Raw genomic sequence first — 19,023 nt, forward strand, 5'->3', positions numbered from 1 at the left:
TTTTTCTGCCGGCGGGCGAGCCAGTCAGGCGCGATCACGCACCCAGTTGCCGCCGTGCGCCGCGGCCTGCGCTGCCGGCGATGTTTCCAGATAGGCCAGCGCCTGCTCGGTCGACCCTTCATGATGCGGCGTATAGCTGGGCCGGAAATAGCGCAGGGCGGCGCCCAGCATTTTCCAGAACGATGGCAGGCAGTTACGCCGCGAGCCATGCCACCAGCCGCGGATAAAACCGGGGAACCTGCCCGCCCCTGGATCGCGCTTGTACATGAAGCGAAAGCCGGTGACCAAGAAGTACAGGAGCAACAGGATCGTGGTCAGCATATGGAAGCAGCGTTCGAGATACGAGCCGCCCATGTGCCGAAAGATGTCGAACGCGACGGTGCGGTGCTCGACTTCCTCCGCGCCATGCCAGCGCAACAGGTCCAGCATGACGGGATCGGCGTGGGCGGCGTCGAGCCCCTTTGTGTTGAGCACCCAGTTGCCCAGGTAGCCGAAAAAATGCTCGAGCGCGGCGATGATGCCGAGTTGCTGCCGCAGCCAGAAGCGCGTGTGGCCGATCTTCAGACCCAACGGCTGTTCGCCGAGCACCTTGGAGAACAGCCAGTCGAGCCGCTTGGTGAAAGGCTGAGTATCGATGCCGTGGTCTTTGTAGTAATGCGTCAGCACGCCGCCATGCGAGCGCGAATGGACCGCCTCCTGACGCAGGAAGCCCTCGGCATCGGCGCGCAGCTTCGCGTCGGTAATCAGCGGCAACGCCTTGTTGTAAACGCGGCAGAACCACAACTCGCCGGCGGGAAACAATAGATTCAGGATGTTGATGATGTGCGTACTGGACGGATCGCCGTGAATCCACTGGATGGGCGTGTCCTTCCAGTCGAAACGGACGTGGCGGGCCTTGATGAAGTAATCGGGCGCGGTCATGGTGGTCTCCGGATGTTCTTGTCTGTGCGGGCTCAATGCCCGGCCATGCTCACGCGCGCGATCAGCCGGCTCAGCCATTGCGCATAGCGCGAGATGAAGCGGGACGAATGCGCCTCGATGCCGATCGTGACCACGGGCTTGTTGTGTTGAACCGCGCTGAACATGGCTTTTGCGACGGTCTCTGGCTTGAGGCCACGCAGTTGGTAGAGCTTGGTGGCGCGGGCGCGCAATTGGGCTTGCTGTGCCTCGGTCGTGCCGGTGTAGACCGTGGAGGCCATGATTCCGGTCTCTGCAAAACCGGGGCAGATGGCCGACACGCCAATGCCCTGCCCGGCCAGCTCGCCACGCATGCATTCGGACAGCATCAGCACTGCGGCCTTCGTCGTCGCATAGGCGGCAAGATCGCGCGATGGCGCAAAGGCCGCCGCCGATGCCGTGTTCAGGATGTGACCGCCCTGCCCGCGCGCCACCATCTGCTTGGCGAACAGTCGGGCGCCGTGGATCACGCCCCACACATTCACGTGCAGGATGCGCTGCCAATCGCGCTCGGACGTGTCGACAATGCCGCCGGCCATGCCGATGCCTGCGTTGTTGACGACGATGTCGGCGCCGCCCAGTTCCTTGCCGACCCAATCGACCAGCGCTTCCATCTGCTCGGCGTTGCCGACGTCCACGGTATGCGCCCACGCCTTGCCACCCGTGAGGCGGATGAGCTTGGCCGTGCGCTCTGCATCTTCAGCACGAATGTCGACGGCGACAATGGCTGCGCCTTGCTCCGCGAATTCCAGCGCCGCGCAACGACCGATGCCGCTGCCAGCGCCCGTGATGACGGCCAGCTTGCCGCAGAGCGGTTTGCGGTCGCCATGCTGACGCGCGCGTTGCAGCGCCTCGGATTCCGGCTTGCCCTCGGCGTGCTCGATCAGCTCGCGTGCCATCTCCGCCAAGCGTGCAGCATGCGTGACCGGCAGCCAGTGCCGCGCGACAACTTCGCGGCGCCAATACTGCGGTACCCAGCGCGAGAGGTCTTCGGACAACGCGGGGCTGACGTACTTGTCCAGGGTCGGCACGATCACCTGCACCGGCGCATGTGCGACACGCTTGCGAGGCGTGAACAGGCTGCGGATGAAGTTGGCGCGATACAGCGACACACCGCGCACGCCGTCGGCCGTCTGCGTGGCGCGCGGCACGATGGCGGTCTTCTCCACACGACGCAGCACACGCGGCCACGCGCGCCCGAGCCACAGGCGCCAACTCAGTTCCGGCACGATCGGCAAATGGAATAGCAGCACGTACCACGAGCGCACGAGCTGGCCCAGCATCTTGCCCAGCGACGACGGCGTCGGACGCAGCAGTCGCGCGCGCATCCAGTGCCCGACGTGGTCCAGGCACGGCCCCGAGCACGACGTGTATGACGCAATGCGCCCGCGCAGGCGCGCCTCCGTCACGAATTCCCATGACTGGATCGAACCCCAATCGTGCGCGATCAGGTGCACGGGCTTGCCCGGGCTCAGCGCATCGATGACGGCGATGAAGTCGTCGGTCAATCGCGCGAAGGTGTAGTTGCGCATCCCCTTGGGCGAACTCGACCGGCCCGCACCCCGCACGTCGTAGGCAATGACGTAGTAATCCCGCGCGAGCAGCGGTGCCACCTCGTGCCAGACCTCGCTGTTGTCGGGGTAGCCGTGCACTAGCACGACGGTTGGGTGCGCGGGGTCGCCCTAGGTCTCGACTGTGAGCGAGACGCTGCCGGACTGCACCATCCGCGCCGAATAGTCTTTGGGCGAAACCGCTGCGGGCGATTCGAACAACGCCAGCGGAGCCTCTTCAAGAAGCGTTTTCATCTGGGCCTCCGTGTGCGTCAGGCAGCGCGCTGCTGCGCGAGTTGACGCTGCTGCCAGCGGCGCACGTGCGGCAGATCGTCGTCGAGCCAGTAGGCGTCGTCTTCGGTAATGACGAGCAACTCCTCGAACTTGGCCCCGACGCCATGGAAGCCCAGATGCGGTTCGACGGCCCACAGGCCGGGGACCGGCGCGTGCTCAGATCGACGATCGATCGACCACAGCGGCGACCACCCCTCCTGCTTGCCGCTGCGCACCTGGTCGAGGATCAGGTTGCGCGTGGCGTTCAGCCCGAAGCGCGCCACGAAACGCGGCTTCAATGGGCTGTCGAGCTTGACCACGCGATGCGCCAGCACTTTGAACGGATACGCCTTGTGACGCGGCTCCACGCCCTGCTTCATGCAAAGCTGGTCCACCGCACGCGCCACGTCGGCCATCGACCGCCGCTCGCGGATCAAACGCACGATCAACTCGCGATGCGCCATCAGGTCGTCCTGTAGCTGGTCGAGGATGGCGTTTTCGCCGAGACACGTGGCATAGCCGACATCGGCGATCACGCCATTGCGCACGGGCGCCACGTCGAGGATGACCGGCATGTTCTCTTCCAACCGTCGCGACGACGGAAAGAACGCCAGGTTGAAGCCGGCCATATGCGTCAGGCCCGAAAAGCCCTGGAACGCGGTGCGGTCGCCAAACCACGCGAACGGCTTGTGCAGCCAGTCATGGACGCCACGATCGCCAAGCCACTCAGTGAGCAGCTTAGCCGCGTCCTTCTCGGTCATGCCGGGACGCAGCATGCCGCTGACGGCCTCGACGCACGCGTAGGCGAGTTGCTGGATTTCGCGAAACTGCGCGAGTTCGTCGACATGGACGCGCGCCAGGGTGGGGTTCGGCATGCCGGTCTCCTTGAGTCTGGGTATCGAGGGCGCTCGTTGGCGCCGCGATCAATGTTCCATTACTCAATGGCAAAGTCAATGCGAGACTGTTCTGGCGTTTGAAAACGCCGTGTGACCGGTAATCGACAGGAAAAAGAGAGGGTTAGCCCGCGCGGCGTTGTCGCACGGCCTCGAACAGGCAGATCGCTGCTGCGGCAGCCACGTTGAGCGACTCCATGCCGCCCGGCTGTGGAATCGTCACGGGGGTCGTCACCGCAGAGAGCCACTCCTGCGACACGCCCGCCCCCTCGTTTCCGAACACCCAGCCTACGGGTGAACTGAGCGGCACATCGAAAACAGCCTGCTTGGCGTGCGACGACGTTGCCAGCAGCGGCACCCGGAGCCGCGAATGCACGCTTTGGAACGTGCAGTGTTCAACGATGTTCAGGTGGAAATGCGCACCCATGGCGGCGCGCAATGTCTTGGCCGACCACGCGAACGCGCAGCCTGGCGTCATGAACACATCGCGCACGCCGGCAGCGGCCGCACATCGCAGGATGGAACCGACGTTGCCGGCATCCTGAATGCCATCAAGAATCACGCAGTCCGCATCAATGGTTTGCGGCAGCTTGCCTTCCGCCGTCTCCACCAGGGCCATCAGGTCGACGCCGTTGACGACCGTGGTGAGCTGGCCAAACAGGTTATCGGCCAGCAGGATGACGGTGTCCGGATCGACACGGTCGAGCACCGCAGCCACTTCCGGATGCCGGACATGGCGCTCCGAAACCAGGCATTGCACCGGCATGTGGCCCGCATCCAGATACGCCACCACCAGGTGCACGCCATCGAGCACGGATTGCCCCGCGCGCCGACGGTGCTGCGTCGAGCCCGAGAGCGCCTTGAGATGCTTGAACACCGCGTTGTCGCGGGAAGTGATGTGCTTCACGAATGGGCCCAGCGGAAAAAGGTCAGTCGTCCCAGGCGCTGCCTGCAGCGACGGTTTCGATGCTGATGGCGCTCATCCCCTCCAACGCACGACGCACGGGCGCGAACGAGCGGCGATGATGCGGCGTCACGCCATGCAGGTCGATCGCCGCCAGATGCTGCGGCGTGCCATAGCCGGCATGAACGTCAAACCCGTAGAGCGGAAACTCGATATGCAGCGCGGCCAACTGGCGGTCGCGCGTCACCTTCGCCAGGATGGAGGCCGCCGAAATGGCCGGCACCAGCGCATCGCCCTTGACGATGGCCTCCACCGCAAACGCCACCTGTGGGCAGCGATTGCCGTCCACCTGCACGAGATCCGGAAGCGTGCCCAATGCGGCCACGCCCTGTACCGCACGCTGCATGGCCAGCATGGTCGCGTGCAGGATGTTGATGCGATCAATTTCTTCGACGGTGGCTTCCGCCACGTGCCAGGCGAGCGCCTTTTCGACAATCTCGTCGTACAGCGCCTCACGCTTCCTGGCGGTCAGGATCTTAGAATCAGCCAAGCCCTTGATCGGCTTGCGCGGATTGAGAACGACCGCCGCTGCCGTCACCGGCCCGGCCAACGGCCCACGTCCAGCCTCATCCACGCCACAGAGAATGCGACGCGCGCGCTTGGCCGCCGGCTCCTGCGAGAGGAGCAGGCCAAGCTGGTCCGGATTGGGTTTGCGGGAAGCCATGGGCTTAAAGCTTACCGCGACTGCGTAGCAGATCGACCACGACTTTCGCGCCGATCTCCGCCATATTCTGCTTGAGCGTCAGGTGCATCTGCGTGAAGTGTTCACGCAGGAACGTGGCGTTGCCATGGTCGCTCAGTTGCAGCAGCGTTTCGCGCGCGAGTGCCTCGGGGGTCGCGTCATCCTGCAGCAATTCCGGCACGACAAAGCGGCCGGACAGGATGTTCGGCAGCCCAACGTACGGCAGATAGCCTTTGCGCTTCATGATCTGCGCGGTCAGCCAGGGCACCTTGTAGGTGATGACCATCGGCTTCTTGTACAGCGCCGCTTCCAGCGTGGCCGTGCCGCTGGCCAGCAGGATCACGTCAGCCGCTTCCATGGCTGTGTGCGACTGACCATCGACCACCCACAGATGCAGTCCTGGGTGCTCCGCGCGCATGGCATCGATCCGCTCGCGCAACGTCGCATTGGCCGCCGGCAGCACGAAGGCCAGATCCGGTTCGAGCGCCTGCATGCGTGACATCGCCGCAAACAGCGTCGGCCCGAGATGCTTCACTTCGGAATTGCGGCTGCCGGGCAGCACCGCAACGACCTTGCGGCCCAACGGCAGGCCAAGGCGCGTGCGTGCACCCTCCACGTCCGGCACCAGCGGAATCTCATCCGCAAGCGGATGCCCGACGTACGTGGCCGGAATGCCGGCCTTGGCGTAAATTTCGGGCTCGAACGGGAACAGGCAAAGGATATGGTCGACCGCGCGGGCGATCGTCTTGATACGGCCGGCTCGCCATGCCCAGATCGACGGGCTCACGAAGTGCACCACCGGCACTCCCGCCTGCCGCATGGCGATCTCGACGTTGAAATTGAAGTCGGGCGCATCCACGCCGATGAAGGCCAGCGGCGGCTGGGCCAGCAGGTCCTGCTTGAGTTCCTTGCGGATCGCAAGGATTTCGCGCAACTGGCCGAGCACTTCCACGTAGCCGTTGACCGACAGCTTGTGCATCGGCCAGTTCGACTGGAAACCCTGCTCCGTCATGCGCGCACCGCCAATGCCGTTGTAGGCGATGTCGGCAGGCAGTTGTGCGCGCAGCCCCTTCAGCAGCAGCGAGGCCAGCAAATCGCCGGAAGCCTCGCCGGCCACCATGCCGATGCGGCGCACCGGCGCGGCGTTCTGAAGCTGCTCGCTCAACGGACGATGCCGCGCTTGGTGGCGGCAATGAAATCGGCAAACGCGGTCAACACCTCACGGGTCGGGGCGTCATCCGTCTGAGCGATCTGCGCGGCGATTTCAGCCTTGGCCTGATCAAAGCTCAGATCGCTCTTGTAGAGCAGCTTGTACGCCTGGCGCAGACCTGTGATCTGCTCGGCCGTAAAGCCGCGGCGACGAAGGCCCTCCACGTTGATGCCGTGCGGCGCAGCCTTGTTGCCGCCCTTGTCGCTTGCGGCGATCACGAACGGCGGCACATCCTGCACCAGCGCCGATGCGCCACCCAGCATGGCATGCGCGCCGATACGCACGAACTGGTGCACGCCCGACATGCCACCGAGGATCGCCCAGTCACCGACTTCCACGTGGCCCGCGATCTGCGCGTTGCTCGAAAACACCGTGTGGTTGCCCACGCGGCAATCGTGTGCGATATGCACGTAGGCCATGATCCAGTTGTCGTCGCCGATGGACGTGATACCGGCATCCTGGGCAGTGCCAGTATGGATCGTGGTGAATTCGCGGATGGTATTGCGATCGCCGACGATCAACTGCGTCGGCTCGTCGCGATACTTCATGTCCTGCGGCCGGCCGCCCACCGATGCGAAATGGCCAATGCTGTTGTCACGACCCAGCGTCGTGTAGCCCTCGATCACCGTGTGGTGGCCGACTCGCGTGCCCGCGCCCATCCGCACATTCGGGCCCACGACCGTAAACGCGCCGATCTCGACGCTCGAATCCAGTTCGGCATTCGGATCGATCTGCGCGGTCGGATGGATCTTCTGTGCTTGCGTCATGCCTCGCCCTTGGACTTGTCTTCGCGCACGGCACACATGATTTCGGCTTCCACGGCGACTTCACCGTCAACCTTGCCGTACACCTTGAACTTCCACATACCGCTCTTCGAGCGCAGCAGTTCGGCCGTCATCACGAGTTGGTCGCCCGGCGTCACCTGGCGCTTGAAGCGTGCACCGTCAATGCTCACGAACAGGTAGAGCTGGTTTTCCTTGCGCTCGTGATCGGCCTCGCCGAAGGTCAACAGCGCAGCGGTTTGCGCAAGCGCTTCGAGCATCAGCACGCCGGGCATCACCGGATGGCCGGGGAAGTGCCCGTTGAAGAACGGCTCGTTGAACGTCACGTTCTTGATGGCCGTAATCGACTTGCGCGGCTCCAGCGAGATCACGCGGTCAACCAGCAGCATCGGGTAGCGATGCGGCAGCAGGTCGAGAATCTTCTTGATGTTGAAATCGCTGACGACGCTGGGGGTCGCGCTCGTCGCATTCGTTGCTTCGGTCATGATTGTTGCTGCAGGTCTTTGACCCGCTGTTCCAGTTGTTGCAACCGTTCGCGCATGCGCGTCAGGCCTCGGACGATGGCCGCGTTACGCTCCCAGTCGCCATGCGGCATGAACGGGAAAACGCTGGTGAAGTGGCCACCGGGCTTGGTGATGGATTTGGTAATGGATGTGCCGCCCGAAACGGTCACGCGGTCCGCAATGGTCAGGTGGCCGGCAAAATTGGCCGCACCGCCGATGATGCAGTAGCGCCCGATCTTCGTGCTGCCGGAAATGGCCGCGCAGCCCGCGATGACGGTATAGGCACCCACGTGCACGTTGTGCGCGATCTGCACCTGGTTGTCGATCTTGCAGCCCTGTTCGACCACCGTATCGGCCATCGCGCCACGGTCGATGGCGGTGTTTGCGCCGATCTCCACGTCGTCACCAATCACGGCCCGGCCAACCTGCGGAATCTTCACCCATTCGCCGCCCTGCGGCCCGAAGTCGGGTGCAAAGCCGAAGCCATCGGCGCCGATCACGACGCCGCTATGCAGAACGCAGCGCGCGCCAACAACGCAGCCGTGGTAAATCGAAACGTTCGCGTAGAGCAACGTGTCGTCGCCAATCCGGGCATCGGCGCCAACAAAGCTGTTGCCGGCGATGCGCACACGCTCGCCGAGCACAGCACCGGCTTCGATGGTGACGTTCGGGCCGATGGAGCAGGATGCCGGCACCCTGGCGCCCTCTTCCACGCTGGCAGTCCGGTGAATGCCCGGTACAACGGGGCGCGCGGCCAGCGCAACAAAGCGCTGGGCAACGCGCGCAAACGCAGCATACGGATTGGCCGCAATCAGCCAGTTCCGGCCAGCAGCGTGGCCCTGGCTTTCGAGCGTTTCCAGATCGCGGGGCGACACGATGATCGCCCCCGCACCGGAACTCACAGCCTGATTGAGGTACAGCGGATTGGAGAGAAAAGCGAGCTGATCGGCGCCCGCTTGATCCAGCGGCGCGATCGACTTGACGATCAGGCCTGCGTCACCCTGGACGGTCGCGCCGAGCGACGCAGCAAGTTCACCAAGCGAAAACGACATGCGGACAACCTCATTTGGCCGATTGCGAATTCAGCGCCTTGAGCACCTCGTCCGTGATGTCGATGCGAGGGTTCACGTACACGGCTTCCTGCACGATCAGATCGTACTTGCGCTGCTCGGCAATCGAGCGGATCACGCGGTTGGCGCGCTCAAGCACCTGGGCCAGCTCTTCATTGCGGCGCTGGTTCAGGTCTTCACGGAACTCGCGCTGCTTGCGCTGGAAGTCACGATCCAGGTCCGACAGCTCACGCTGACGGCGATTGCGATCAGAATCGGCCAGCACGGCCGAATCCTTGTCCAGCTTGTCGGACATGCCCTTGAGCTTGGAGGCCATGTCCTGCAGCTCGCGGTCGCGCTTGGCGAACTCAGTTTCCAGCTTGGCCTGGGCGGCCTTGGCAGGTTGCGAGTCGCGCAGGATGCGCTCCGAATTGACGGCGGCGATGCGCGCTTCCTGCGCCGTCGCCGGCAGCGCAAAGCTGGCTGCGGCAAGTGCGGCGAAAGCAGCGGACACGCCCATGCGGGACAACGTGATGCGCGTGGATTTCATGATGAATGCAGTCATTAGAATGCAGTCCCGATCTGGAACTGGAAGCGTTGCGTTTGATCTTGGGTCTTGCGCTTGATCGGGAAGCCCATGCTGATCTTGAGCGGGCCGATCGGCGACAGCCACGACAGACCGAAACCGGTCGAGTAGCGCATGTCGCCCAGCTTGTAAGGCTGACCCTCGGCGAACACGTTACCGTAGTCGAAGAACGTGAACAGACGAACGGTGCGGTCCACGCCCGAACCCGGCAGCGGGAAGATGAATTCCACGTTGCCAACGAACTTGCTGGCGCCACCGATGGCCACGCCATTGGCGTCGCGCGGGCCCAGCGTGCTGGTTTCGTAACCGCGCACCGAACCGATACCGCCGGCGTAGTAGTTCTTGAAGACCGGGAAGTCCTTGCCACCGTAACCGTGGCCGTACCCGATTTCGTTGTTGAACGCCATCGTGAACGACTTCGACAGCGGGTAGAAATACTGGTGCTGATAGTACGCGCGGAAGTACTGCAGGTCGCCGCCCGGGATACCGAACTCCAGGTTGGCCTGCTGGTAGCGACCACGCGTCGGCACCAAGGCGCTGTCACGCTGGTCCTTCGACCAGCCGATGGTGATCGGAAAGTTGTTGGTGATGCGGCCGTTCTTCGCGACGTAGTTCTGGTAGGCCAGCGGCGTGTTGGTCGTCACGTCGATGGTCGTGCGCTCGTAGCCGATGCCGAAGAAGACGGTATCGGTTTCAGAGAACGGCACGCCGAACTTGACGTTGCCGCCCTGCTGCACGACGCGGTAGTCCTGGTCACCCGTGTAGTACAGCGGACGGTACGTGCGGTAGTACAGTTCGGTCGAACGGCTGATGCCATCCACCGTGAAGTACGGATCGAACTGCGTCACTGCAATGGTGCGGTTCGACTTGGAAGTGTTCACATCGAGGCCGAGGCTCGTACCGGAGCCGAACACGTTGTCCTGACGGATACCGGCCGACAGCACCAGCTTGTCGGTCGACGAGAAGCCCACGCCCAGGTTGATCTGGCCTGTCGGCTTTTCCGTCACGTTGACGTTTACATCGACCTGATCGGTTGTGCCGGGCACGTCTTCCGTCGTGATGTTCGCATCGGTGAAGTAACCCGTGCGGTTCACGCGGTTCTGCGAAAGCTGCAGCTTCTCGCCGTCGAACCACGAGGCTTCCATCTGGCGCATTTCGCGGCGCACGACTTCGTCGCGGGTCTTGCTGTTGCCGACAACGTTCACGCGACGCACGTACACACGGCGGCCCGGATCGACCACCAGCGTGAGTGCAACCGTGCGGTCCTTCTGGTTGATCTGCGGCTGCGGGTTGATGGTGGCGAAAGCGTAGCCATACGTGCCGAGCAGATCGGTAATCGACTTGGTCGTCGACGAGAGCTTGGCCGACGAGAAGACATCGCCCTGCTTGAGCTTGATGAGCTTCTCCATCTCGGCCTGCTTGCCCAGCAGCTCACCGGTCAGCTTGATGTCCGACACCTTGTACTGCTCACCCTCGTGGATGTTCAGCGTCAGGTAGATGTCCTTCTTGTCCGGCGTGATCGACACCTGGGTCGACTCGATTGCGAATTCCAGGTAACCGCGATCCAAATAGAACGAGCGCAGCGCTTCCAGGTCGGCCGTGAGTTTCTGCTTCGAGTACAGATCGTTCTTGGTGTACCACGACAGCCAGTTCGGCGTGGACAGTTGCATCTCGTCGCGCAGGTCACCTTCCTTGAAGGCCTTGTTGCCGACGATATTGATCTGGCGAATCTTGGCGGTCGGGCCTTCGTCAACCGTAAACGTGATCGACACACGGTTGGCGTCGACCGGCGTAACCGTGGTCGTCACCTCGGCAGCGTAATAGCCGCGCGAAACATACTGGCGCTTGATTTCCTGCTCGGCGCGGTCGATGAGCGACTTGTCGTAGTAACGGGCCTCAGCCACACCCACGCCACGCAGCGTACGACGCAGCGCCTCCTTGTCGAACTCCTTGAAGCCGATGAACTCGAGCTGCGAGATCGCAGGACGCTCTTCCACGCGCACCACCAGCACGTTGCCTTCGGAGCGGATCTGCACGTCCTTGAAGAAGCCGGTGTTGTAGAGCGCGCGAATCGATTCGGCGCCCTTCTCGTCGGTGAAGGTCTCACCCACCTTCACGGGCAAATAGCCGAACACAGTGCCCGGCTCGACGCGCTGCACACCCTCCACGCGAATGTCCTTGACGACGAACGGCTCCACTGCATGAGCCTGACCGGCAGTGACGGTCAGCACGGAAGCCGCCAGCACGCTGAGCGGGAAGCGATGTTGTCTGATCAATCTAATCCCCTAGTTGGATTCAATCGGAATCCACTTCTGAGTGTTTTCAAAACCCTGAGTTGCCCGCTCACGCCGGTGGCAACGATGTGGCTTACCGACCCAAGTTGAATACGGTTTAGCCGCGAGTCAGAAATAACCGACTCAAATCGTTGTACAGGGCGAGCGAAGTGAGAAGCAGGATGCAGGCGACGCCGATCTTCTGAAGGACTGCTTGCCAGGATTCCGGCACGGGTCGGCCAGTCAAAAATTCCACGCAATAATACAGCAAATGCCCCCCATCCAATACCGGAACTGGCAATAAGTTCAGGACGCCGAGACTCACGCTGATCAACGCGAGAAAGCTCACAAACGTCTGCCAGCCAAGGCTTGCCGCCTTGCCTGCGAAGTCCGCCACCGTGATCGGCCCGCTCAGGTTCTGCAGAGACGCCTGACCAACGATCATCTTGCCCAGCACCTGCAGCGACAGCACCGAAGTCCGCCAGACCTCGCCTACGGCGTGGCCCAATGCGGCGACCGGCTCATCCCGGATCATCGCCGTTTCCACCTTCTGGTTGAGCTGCGCGCCAAGCTTGCCGATCTTCGGGCCCGTGGGGTTCTTGGGATCAGCCTCTGCATCTGGGCGAACGGGCAACGTCACGGGCTGATCGTTGCGCAGGATATCGATCGACGCGTTCTGTTCGGGCATGGCGCGAATCTGCCGGATGAGGTCCATTGCCTGATCGGCAGGCTGCCCCGCGAAGCGAACGATCTGGTCACCCGCCCGCAATCCGGCACGTGCCGCGGCACTGGAGGGCAGCACATCGACGACGGTGACCGGGCCACCGAGCAGGCGCAGGCCAATCTGGTCGATCACGTCAGCCTGCGGCGTACGGGCTGCGCTCGGCAAGCCATGAAGACGGACGGTGCGTTCGACACCATCGGCGCCGCGTACCTGCACAAGCGCATCGCGCCCTGCGATGCCGGCCGAGTACAGGCGCATGCGCACGTCGCTCCAGCTGCGCACGGGCGCACGCGTTTCATCGTCCGTACCGATCGCGGTGACGCGGTCCCTGGCACGCAGGTCGGCCTGGGCAGCAATGCTGCCAGGCGGGGGAGCGCCGAGGATAGGTAACGGCTCGATTGCGCCAACCCATGCCAGCACTGCATACAGGGCAATCGCGAGCAGAAAATTGGCGATCGGCCCCGCAGCCACGATGGCGAATCGCTTGTAGACCGGTTGGTGGTCGAAGGTGCGCGGGAGGTCTTCGGGGAGGATGGGCGGATCTTTCTCGGGGTCTCGTGAGCCCTCGCCCAACATCTTGACGTAGCCGCCCAGCGGAATGGCGCAGATCGTCCATTCGGTGCGGTCAGGGCCGCGCCCCACATGGCGGAACAGCACCTTGCCGAAGCCGACGGAAAACCGGAGCACCTTCACGCCGCACAGGCGCGCGACACTGTAGTGGCCCAGTTCGTGAATGACGATCAGTACCGCGATCGCAAAGACAAACGCTAAAACGGTCTGCAAAACCTTCTCCGGATGCACTGAAGGGCACGCGCTGGTTGACCCCGCGCGAAGCCGCTATGTTACCCGCTTGCTCTGACGGGGCGCTTTCAGGCGGCCGGCAGTTGCGCGCATGCGGTCGCGATATAGCGCTCCGCCTGCTGACGCGCTTGGGCGTCGGCCGCAAATACGGTGTCGAGCGAGTCGGCGGGCACGATAGAAGTACGGGCGAGCGTGTCACCCACCACGGCAGCAATCTCGGTGAACCGGATGCGGCGCTGTAAAAATGCTTCGACAGCCACCTCGTTGGCCGCGTTCAGAGCAGCAGGTGCCGTACCACCGGCGCGCAGTGCATCAAAGGCCAGCGCCAGACACGGGAAGCGGCGCAGATCCGGCGCCTCGAACGTCAGTGCACCTGTGGTCACGAGATCGAGCAGCGGAACACCGGCCTCAATGCGCTCAGGGTAGGCCAAGCCGTAGGCAATCGGCGTGCGCATGTCCGGATTGCCCAGCTGCGCCAGCACGGAGCCATCGTCGTAGCCGACCATCGAATGGATGACACTCTGCGGGTGGATCAGCACTTCGAGATGCTCGACCGGCACGCCAAACAGCCAGTACGCCTCGATCACCTCCAGCCCCTTGTTCATCATGGTGGCGGAGTCAACGGAGATCTTGCGCCCCATCACCCAGTTCGGATGCGCGCAAGCCTGATCGGGCGTGACATCAGCAAGCGAATCAACGGCACGCGTACGGAACGGACCACCTGATGCCGTCAGGACGATGCGCGACACGCCGCGCCCGAACTGCGGAACTTGCTGAGGAAGGCATTGGAAGATGGCGTTGTGCTCGCTGTCGATCGGGAGCACCGTGGCGCCATGCTCACGCACGGCGTCCATGAAGAGCGCGCCGGACATCACCAGCGCCTCCTTGTTGGCCAGGAGCACGCGCTTGCCGGCGCGCACGGCGGCAAGCGTCGGGCGCAAACCTGCCGCCCCAACGATGGCGGCCATCACGGCATCGCAGTCAGGGTGGGCGGCGGCCTCTTCCAGCGCCTTGGTGCCAGAACAGATTTCGATGCCGGCAGCTTCTGTGCCCAGTTGGTCACGCAATGCATCCGCCGCAGCCGCCGAACCGAGCACCGCCATCTTCGGGCGAAACTCACGGCAGAGCACCGCGAGCTTGTCGGCCTGCGCGTTGGCGGTCAGCGCAAAAACGCTGTATTTGTCGGGATGACGGCGCACCACGTCGAGCGTGCTGTCGCCAATGGAGCCAGTGGCGCCAAGAACGGTCAAACGCATCATGTTCAGACGCCTCAGGAAATCAGCAGCGCAGCCAGCGGAAACACTGGCAGCAGTGCGTCGATACGATCGAGCACACCGCCGTGGCCGGGCAACAGGCGGCTGCTGTCTTTCATGCCGACCTGACGCTTGAGCAGGGATTCAAACAAATCGCCGCCGACGCTTGCGGCCACCAGCAAGATGGTCAGCGCCAGGGCTGCAACCGCACCGCGCTGATCAAACTCGTGCGAGAACCACGTCGGCGCAAACCAATGCGTGATGCCGGCCACGGTGGCGATCACTGCAACGAGCACGGCACCGCCGATCGCCCCTTCCCACGATTTGCCTGGGCTGATGGTCGGTGCCAGCTTGCGGCGACCCATGGCCTTGCCGACAAAATAGGCACCCACATCGGCCGCCCACACGAGCACCGCCACCGACAGCAGGAAGGCGACGCCGTGCGTGCGCAATTCAATAGCCCCATGCACGAACGCCGGCAGCATCACCAAACCAAGCAACGTGAAAACGATTTTGCGCGTGTCGTGCAGCTCGCGCACGCCACCGGCGAGCAGCGCCCAGGCGATCACCCATGCGACGACTGCGCCATGGAACAGCGGCTGCACATCACCGCGAACGGGAATGTCGTGCCAGGCGATCGTCAGCATGACGACAACGATCGCATAGACAACCGGCCCCCACCAGCCCGGCAGGCGCACGAGACGCCCCCACTCCCACGCGGCGAGGGCTGCAACCACCGTCACGAGCCCGGCCAGGCCGGCGGGCGGCGCAAAGAACAGAATGGGCAGGATGACAATCAGCAGGCAGACAGCGGTAATGACGCGAGTCAGCAGCATGTGTCAGGCTCCGGCGGATAGCGCGGGGGGAACATCGGGCTCGAGCTGCGCGCTTGTGCGGCCGAAGCGGCGCTCGCGGTTGCGATACCACGCAAAGGCGCGATCGAGTTCTGAGGCATCGAAATCGGGCCAGTAGCGATCGGTGAAGTACAGCTCGGAATACGCAAGCTGCCAGAGCAGAAAGTTGCTGATGCGTTGCTCGCCACCGGTGCGGATGAACAAATCCGGCTCCGGCGCGTAGGACAGCGCCATGTACGGCGCGAGCATCTCTTCGGTGATGGCGTCGGGTGCAATGCCGGGCTTTGCCGTCAACAAGGCGCGCATGGCTTGCAGGATGTCCCAGCGCCCGCCGTAGTTGGCGAGGATCGTGACGGTCAGACCGGGATTGGCAGCCGTCTTGGCCTCAGCTTCGCGAATCAAGAGCTGGATGCGCGGGCTGAACGCAGACAGATCGCCCACCACGCGCAAGCGGATGCCGTTGTCGTGCAGCTTGCTGACCTCGCGGCGCAGCGCCGTCATGAACAGCTTCATGAGGAAGGTGACTTCCTCGGCCGGACGACGCCAGTTTTCGGAGCTGAACGCAAACAGCGTCAGGTAACCGACGCCTCGGCGTGCCGCCGCTTCAACGGTTGCACGCACGGCGTCGAGGCCGCGGCTATGCCCGGCCACGCGCGGCAGATGCCGTTCGGTGGCCCAGCGGCCGTTACCGTCCATGATGACGGCAACGTGGCGCGGCGTATCGGCGGTGTCGGGCACCGCCAGTGTGGAACTGATATGCATGAATCGGGCTTCCCACCGCATGCGCCCAATGCGCCGGCGGCGGGAGACGGCCTTACACCGTCATGATTTCCTTGTCTTTCTCGGCGACCAGCTTGTCGATCTCGGCGACGAACTTGTCGGTCAGCTTCTGAACCTCGTCTCCGCCGCGACGCTCGTCGTCTTCCGAGATGGCCTTGTCCTTCACCAGCTTCTTGAGCTGTTCGTTGGCATCGCGGCGCAGGTTGCGCACGGCGACCTTGGCATCTTCGCCCTCGCCCTTCACTACCTTGGTCAGCTCCTTGCGGCGCTCTTCGGTCAGCGCAGGCGTCGGCACGCGAATGATGTCGCCCATGGTGGCGGGATTCAGGCCGAGGTCCGCTTCACGGATGGCCTTCTCGACGGCTTGCACCATCTTCTTTTCCCACGGTTGCACGCCAATCGTGCGTGCATCCACCAGGGTCACGTTGGCAACCTGGCTGATCGGCACCATCGAGCCGTAGTAGTCGACTTGCACGTGATCGAGCAGACCGGTGTGGGCACGGCCAGTACGGATCTTGGCCAGATCCGTCTTCAGAGCCTCAATCGACTTCTGCATCTTCTGCTCGGCATTCTTTTTGACATCGGCGACGCTCATACTTCCTCCGAACGATAACGGCGGTCTGCCGAACTTGCGCCCCGGAAAACGACACAGGACACCGGCAAGACCAAAAAGACAATAGGCGATTTTACATGGAAGCCGCTCGCCAACGCCATTTACGCAGGGTCAGCGAACGGCAAAAAAGGCGCCTGCAACGAGGCTTGCTGCTGGCTTCAGACGTGCACCAGCGTGCCTTCGTCTTCACCCAGGATCACGCGCTTGAGCGCGCCGGGCTTCTGAATGGAGAACACCTTGATCGGCAGCTTCTGGTCGCGGCACAGTGCGAAAGCGGTCGCGTCCATCACCTGCAGGTTGCGCGAAATGGCTTCATCGAACGTGATGGTGGTGTAGCGGGTGGCGCTCGGGTCCTTCTTTGGATCAGCGGTATAGACACCGTCCACCTTGGTGGCCTTGAGGACGATCTCGGCGCCGATTTCCGAGCCCCGCAGCGCGGCGGCGGTGTCGGTCGTGAAGAACGGGTTGCCGGTGCCGGCCGCGAAAATCACGATCTTGCCCTCTTCCAACTGGCGGATCGCACGGGGGCGGATGTACGGCTCGACCACTTGGTCCAGGCGCAGCGCCGATTGCACACGGCCTTCGAGATTGGCGTGACGCATGGCGTCCTGCAGAGCAAGCGCGTTCATCATGGTGGCCAGCATGCCCATGTAATCGGCCGTGGCGCGATCCATGCCGGCGGCACCCCCCGCGACACCGCGGAAGATGTTGCCGCCGCCGATCACCACTGCCACCTGCACGCCCAGCTTCACGATTTCGGCGATATCGTTGACCATCCCTTCGATGGTGCTGCGGTTGATGCCGAAGGCATCGTCGCCCATCAGGGCTTCGCCGGAAAGTTTGAGTAGAACGCGCTTATAGGCAGGCATGGAGATCCTCGTGACGATTCCTGGTACGGGAAACAGGAAAGGGGGAAATGACGCTGCGGATATGATAACGACGTGCAAAGCGGGGACTTCGCACATCCCGCAACCTTCTTGCGCGGAAGCCTTCGGGACATTCACCAACGATGCCCGCGCAAGCAGGCTGCACCTGCAAACAGGGCACCTTTCGGTGCCCTGTTTGTTCGGCATTATACGGCTGCGCCAATGGTGGAAACGACGCCTCCCGGCCTGCGCCGGAGGGCGAATCGCCGCACCATCGGAAGCGGCCGTCGCAGCATTACGCCTGTTGCTTGGCAGCGGCCACCTGGGCAGCCACTTCAGCAGCGAAGTCGTCTTGCTTCTTCTCGATGCCCTCGCCCACCACGTACAGCGTGAAAGCCTTCACGGTCGTGTTGGCGGCCTTGAGCATCTGCTCAACGGTCTGCTTGTCGTTCTTCACGAACGGCTGGTTCAGCAGCGACACTTCCTTCAGGTACTTCTGCACGCTGCCTTCCACCATCTTGGCAACGATTTCAGCCGGCTTGCCCGATTCAGCAGCCTTCTGCTCAGCAACGCTGCGCTCCTTGGCGACCAGTTCGGCCGGCACGTCGTCAGCCGACAGCGACACCGGCTTCATGGCGGCAGCCTGCATTGCAGCGTCCTTAGCCGCCACTTCGTTGCCTTCGAATGCCACCATCACGCCAATGCGCGTGCCGTGCAGATACGAAGTCAGCTGCGTGCCTTCGAAACGCTGGAAGCGGCGGATCGTCATGTTCTCGCCGATCTTGCCGATCAGGCGGGTGCGCACGGCTTCGACCGTTTCATCGCCGATCGACAGGGCCGACAGGGCAGCCACGTCAGCCGGGTTCTTCTGAGCGATCAGCTTGGCAACCTCGTTGGTGAAAGCCAGGAAATCGTCGTTCTTCGAGACGAAGTCGGTTTCGCAGTTCACTTCGACCAGGGCGCCCGTGGTGCCCTCGACGAACGCTGCGACCACGCCTTCAGCGGTGACGCGGCTGGAAGCCTTGCCCGCCTTGTTGCCCAGCTTCACGCGCAGGATCTCTTCAGCCTTTTCCAGGTTGCCTTCGGCTTCGGTCAGGGCCTTCTTGCATTCCATCATCGGCGCGTCGGTCTTTGCGCGCAGCTCTGCAACCATGCTTGCGGTAATTGCCGCCATTCTCATGCTCCTTGTTTCAGATCGTCGTCCGGTCGCGTGCGGATCCTTCCTCGCCTCGCGCCGGCCTGTCGTCCGGTTTCCATCCGGCCGCCCCACGAAATACGACGCGCGTGGGGCATCCGCATGACAAATTTCAAAAAAAAGGGGCGTTTGTTACGCGCCCCTGTCTGGCCATCAGCCCTGATCTGCTCCATCAGGTGCGGCCTGGCACGCGTCCCGCACGATCAAGCTGCGGG

At 63.2% G+C, this 19,023-nt stretch carries 17 protein-coding genes and 1 pseudogene; all 18 read right to left on the reverse strand.

The window, feature by feature from the left end; translation table 11 throughout:
* Positions 1 to 24 precede the first annotated feature (24 nt).
* A complete protein-coding gene (locus tag ACUXH0_RS13860; protein ID WP_182594130.1) occupies positions 25 to 921 on the reverse strand; it encodes a metal-dependent hydrolase in 897 nt (298 codons plus the stop codon).
* A 32-nt stretch (positions 922 to 953) separates the two neighbouring features.
* Positions 954 to 2,762, reverse strand: a pseudogene (locus ACUXH0_RS13865) (SDR family oxidoreductase).
* 17 nt (positions 2,763 to 2,779) lie between these two features.
* On the reverse strand, positions 2,780 to 3,655 hold the full coding sequence (locus tag ACUXH0_RS13870) for a M24 family metallopeptidase (RefSeq protein ID WP_012435460.1): 876 nt from the start codon (positions 3,653 to 3,655) through the stop codon (positions 2,780 to 2,782).
* A 142-nt stretch (positions 3,656 to 3,797) separates the two neighbouring features.
* The gene (locus tag ACUXH0_RS13875; protein WP_012435459.1) at positions 3,798 to 4,580 is read right to left on the reverse strand and encodes a TrmH family RNA methyltransferase; all 783 of its coding nucleotides are present in this window, start codon (positions 4,578 to 4,580) and stop codon (positions 3,798 to 3,800) included.
* A 22-nt stretch (positions 4,581 to 4,602) separates the two neighbouring features.
* Positions 4,603 to 5,301 (reverse strand): ribonuclease HII, encoded by a 699-nt coding sequence (gene rnhB / locus ACUXH0_RS13880; RefSeq protein ID WP_004626700.1) that lies wholly within the window; start codon positions 5,299 to 5,301, stop codon positions 4,603 to 4,605.
* A gap of 4 nt (positions 5,302 to 5,305) precedes the next feature.
* A complete protein-coding gene (gene lpxB, locus ACUXH0_RS13885) occupies positions 5,306 to 6,439 on the reverse strand; it encodes a lipid-A-disaccharide synthase (protein ID WP_220485450.1) in 1,134 nt (377 codons plus the stop codon).
* Positions 6,440 to 6,480: 41 nt separating this feature from the next.
* Positions 6,481 to 7,296 (reverse strand): acyl-ACP--UDP-N-acetylglucosamine O-acyltransferase, encoded by an 816-nt coding sequence (gene lpxA, locus ACUXH0_RS13890; RefSeq protein ID WP_004626695.1) that lies wholly within the window; start codon positions 7,294 to 7,296, stop codon positions 6,481 to 6,483.
* The gene (fabZ, locus tag ACUXH0_RS13895; protein WP_012435456.1) at positions 7,293 to 7,796 is read right to left on the reverse strand and encodes a 3-hydroxyacyl-ACP dehydratase FabZ; all 504 of its coding nucleotides are present in this window, start codon (positions 7,794 to 7,796) and stop codon (positions 7,293 to 7,295) included. Before fabZ ends, lpxA begins: the two co-directional genes overlap by 4 nt.
* Entirely contained in the window at positions 7,793 to 8,866 is a 1,074-nt protein-coding gene (gene lpxD, locus ACUXH0_RS13900) for a UDP-3-O-(3-hydroxymyristoyl)glucosamine N-acyltransferase (RefSeq protein WP_004626690.1), read from the reverse strand. Before lpxD ends, fabZ begins: the two co-directional genes overlap by 4 nt.
* Before the next feature lie 10 nt (positions 8,867 to 8,876).
* Positions 8,877 to 9,428 carry an OmpH/Skp family outer membrane protein gene (locus ACUXH0_RS13905; protein ID WP_012435455.1) on the reverse strand — a complete coding sequence of 184 codons (552 nt, stop codon included), beginning with the start codon at positions 9,426 to 9,428 and terminating at the stop codon, positions 8,877 to 8,879.
* Positions 9,428 to 11,725 (reverse strand): outer membrane protein assembly factor BamA, encoded by a 2,298-nt coding sequence (gene bamA, locus ACUXH0_RS13910; RefSeq protein ID WP_012435454.1) that lies wholly within the window; start codon positions 11,723 to 11,725, stop codon positions 9,428 to 9,430. The genes ACUXH0_RS13905 and bamA overlap by 1 nt, the downstream gene beginning before the upstream one ends.
* 115 nt (positions 11,726 to 11,840) lie before the next feature.
* Complete coding sequence (gene rseP / locus ACUXH0_RS13915) at positions 11,841 to 13,229, reverse strand: RIP metalloprotease RseP (protein WP_182594128.1); 1,389 nt, start codon at positions 13,227 to 13,229, stop codon at positions 11,841 to 11,843.
* Positions 13,230 to 13,315: 86 nt separating this feature from the next.
* Complete coding sequence (ispC, locus tag ACUXH0_RS13920; RefSeq protein WP_012435452.1) at positions 13,316 to 14,506, reverse strand: 1-deoxy-D-xylulose-5-phosphate reductoisomerase; 1,191 nt, start codon at positions 14,504 to 14,506, stop codon at positions 13,316 to 13,318.
* 11 nt (positions 14,507 to 14,517) lie between these two features.
* Entirely contained in the window at positions 14,518 to 15,336 is an 819-nt protein-coding gene (locus ACUXH0_RS13925; RefSeq protein ID WP_182594127.1) for a phosphatidate cytidylyltransferase, read from the reverse strand.
* Positions 15,337 to 15,339: 3 nt separating this feature from the next.
* Complete coding sequence (gene uppS, locus ACUXH0_RS13930; RefSeq protein WP_182594126.1) at positions 15,340 to 16,116, reverse strand: polyprenyl diphosphate synthase; 777 nt, start codon at positions 16,114 to 16,116, stop codon at positions 15,340 to 15,342.
* Positions 16,117 to 16,168: 52 nt separating this feature from the next.
* Positions 16,169 to 16,729 carry a ribosome recycling factor gene (gene frr, locus ACUXH0_RS13935; RefSeq protein ID WP_004626673.1) on the reverse strand — a complete coding sequence of 187 codons (561 nt, stop codon included), beginning with the start codon at positions 16,727 to 16,729 and terminating at the stop codon, positions 16,169 to 16,171.
* A 176-nt stretch (positions 16,730 to 16,905) separates the two neighbouring features.
* Entirely contained in the window at positions 16,906 to 17,616 is a 711-nt protein-coding gene (gene pyrH / locus ACUXH0_RS13940) for a UMP kinase (RefSeq protein WP_009238238.1), read from the reverse strand.
* A gap of 292 nt (positions 17,617 to 17,908) precedes the next feature.
* The gene (tsf, locus tag ACUXH0_RS13945; RefSeq protein ID WP_004626669.1) at positions 17,909 to 18,787 is read right to left on the reverse strand and encodes a translation elongation factor Ts; all 879 of its coding nucleotides are present in this window, start codon (positions 18,785 to 18,787) and stop codon (positions 17,909 to 17,911) included.
* Positions 18,788 to 19,023 lie beyond the last annotated feature (236 nt).

It is taken from the genome of Ralstonia sp. 110700041-2 (assembly GCF_056280165.1).

What these genes read in the sequence shown, in the direction of transcription:
- ACUXH0_RS13860 (WP_182594130.1), bottom strand. Translation starts at nt 921, where the DNA reads ATGACCGCGCCCGATTACTTCATCAAGGCCCGCCACGTCCGTTTCGAC.
- ACUXH0_RS13870 (WP_012435460.1), bottom strand. Translation starts at nt 3,655, where the DNA reads ATGCCGAACCCCACCCTGGCGCGCGTCCATGTCGACGAACTCGCGCAG.
- rnhB (WP_004626700.1), bottom strand. Translation starts at nt 5,301, where the DNA reads ATGGCTTCCCGCAAACCCAATCCGGACCAGCTTGGCCTGCTCCTCTCG.
- lpxB (WP_220485450.1), bottom strand. Translation starts at nt 6,439, where the DNA reads ATGGTGGCCGGCGAGGCTTCCGGCGATTTGCTGGCCTCGCTGCTGCTG.
- lpxA (WP_004626695.1), bottom strand. Translation starts at nt 7,296, where the DNA reads ATGACGCAAGCACAGAAGATCCATCCGACCGCGCAGATCGATCCGAAT.
- fabZ (WP_012435456.1), bottom strand. Translation starts at nt 7,796, where the DNA reads ATGACCGAAGCAACGAATGCGACGAGCGCGACCCCCAGCGTCGTCAGC.
- lpxD (WP_004626690.1), bottom strand. Translation starts at nt 8,866, where the DNA reads ATGTCGTTTTCGCTTGGTGAACTTGCTGCGTCGCTCGGCGCGACCGTC.
- ACUXH0_RS13905 (WP_012435455.1), bottom strand. Translation starts at nt 9,428, where the DNA reads ATGACTGCATTCATCATGAAATCCACGCGCATCACGTTGTCCCGCATG.
- ispC (WP_012435452.1), bottom strand. Translation starts at nt 14,506, where the DNA reads ATGATGCGTTTGACCGTTCTTGGCGCCACTGGCTCCATTGGCGACAGC.
- ACUXH0_RS13925 (WP_182594127.1), bottom strand. Translation starts at nt 15,336, where the DNA reads ATGCTGCTGACTCGCGTCATTACCGCTGTCTGCCTGCTGATTGTCATC.
- uppS (WP_182594126.1), bottom strand. Translation starts at nt 16,116, where the DNA reads ATGCATATCAGTTCCACACTGGCGGTGCCCGACACCGCCGATACGCCG.
- frr (WP_004626673.1), bottom strand. Translation starts at nt 16,729, where the DNA reads ATGAGCGTCGCCGATGTCAAAAAGAATGCCGAGCAGAAGATGCAGAAG.
- pyrH (WP_009238238.1), bottom strand. Translation starts at nt 17,616, where the DNA reads ATGCCTGCCTATAAGCGCGTTCTACTCAAACTTTCCGGCGAAGCCCTG.
- tsf (WP_004626669.1), bottom strand. Translation starts at nt 18,787, where the DNA reads ATGGCGGCAATTACCGCAAGCATGGTTGCAGAGCTGCGCGCAAAGACC.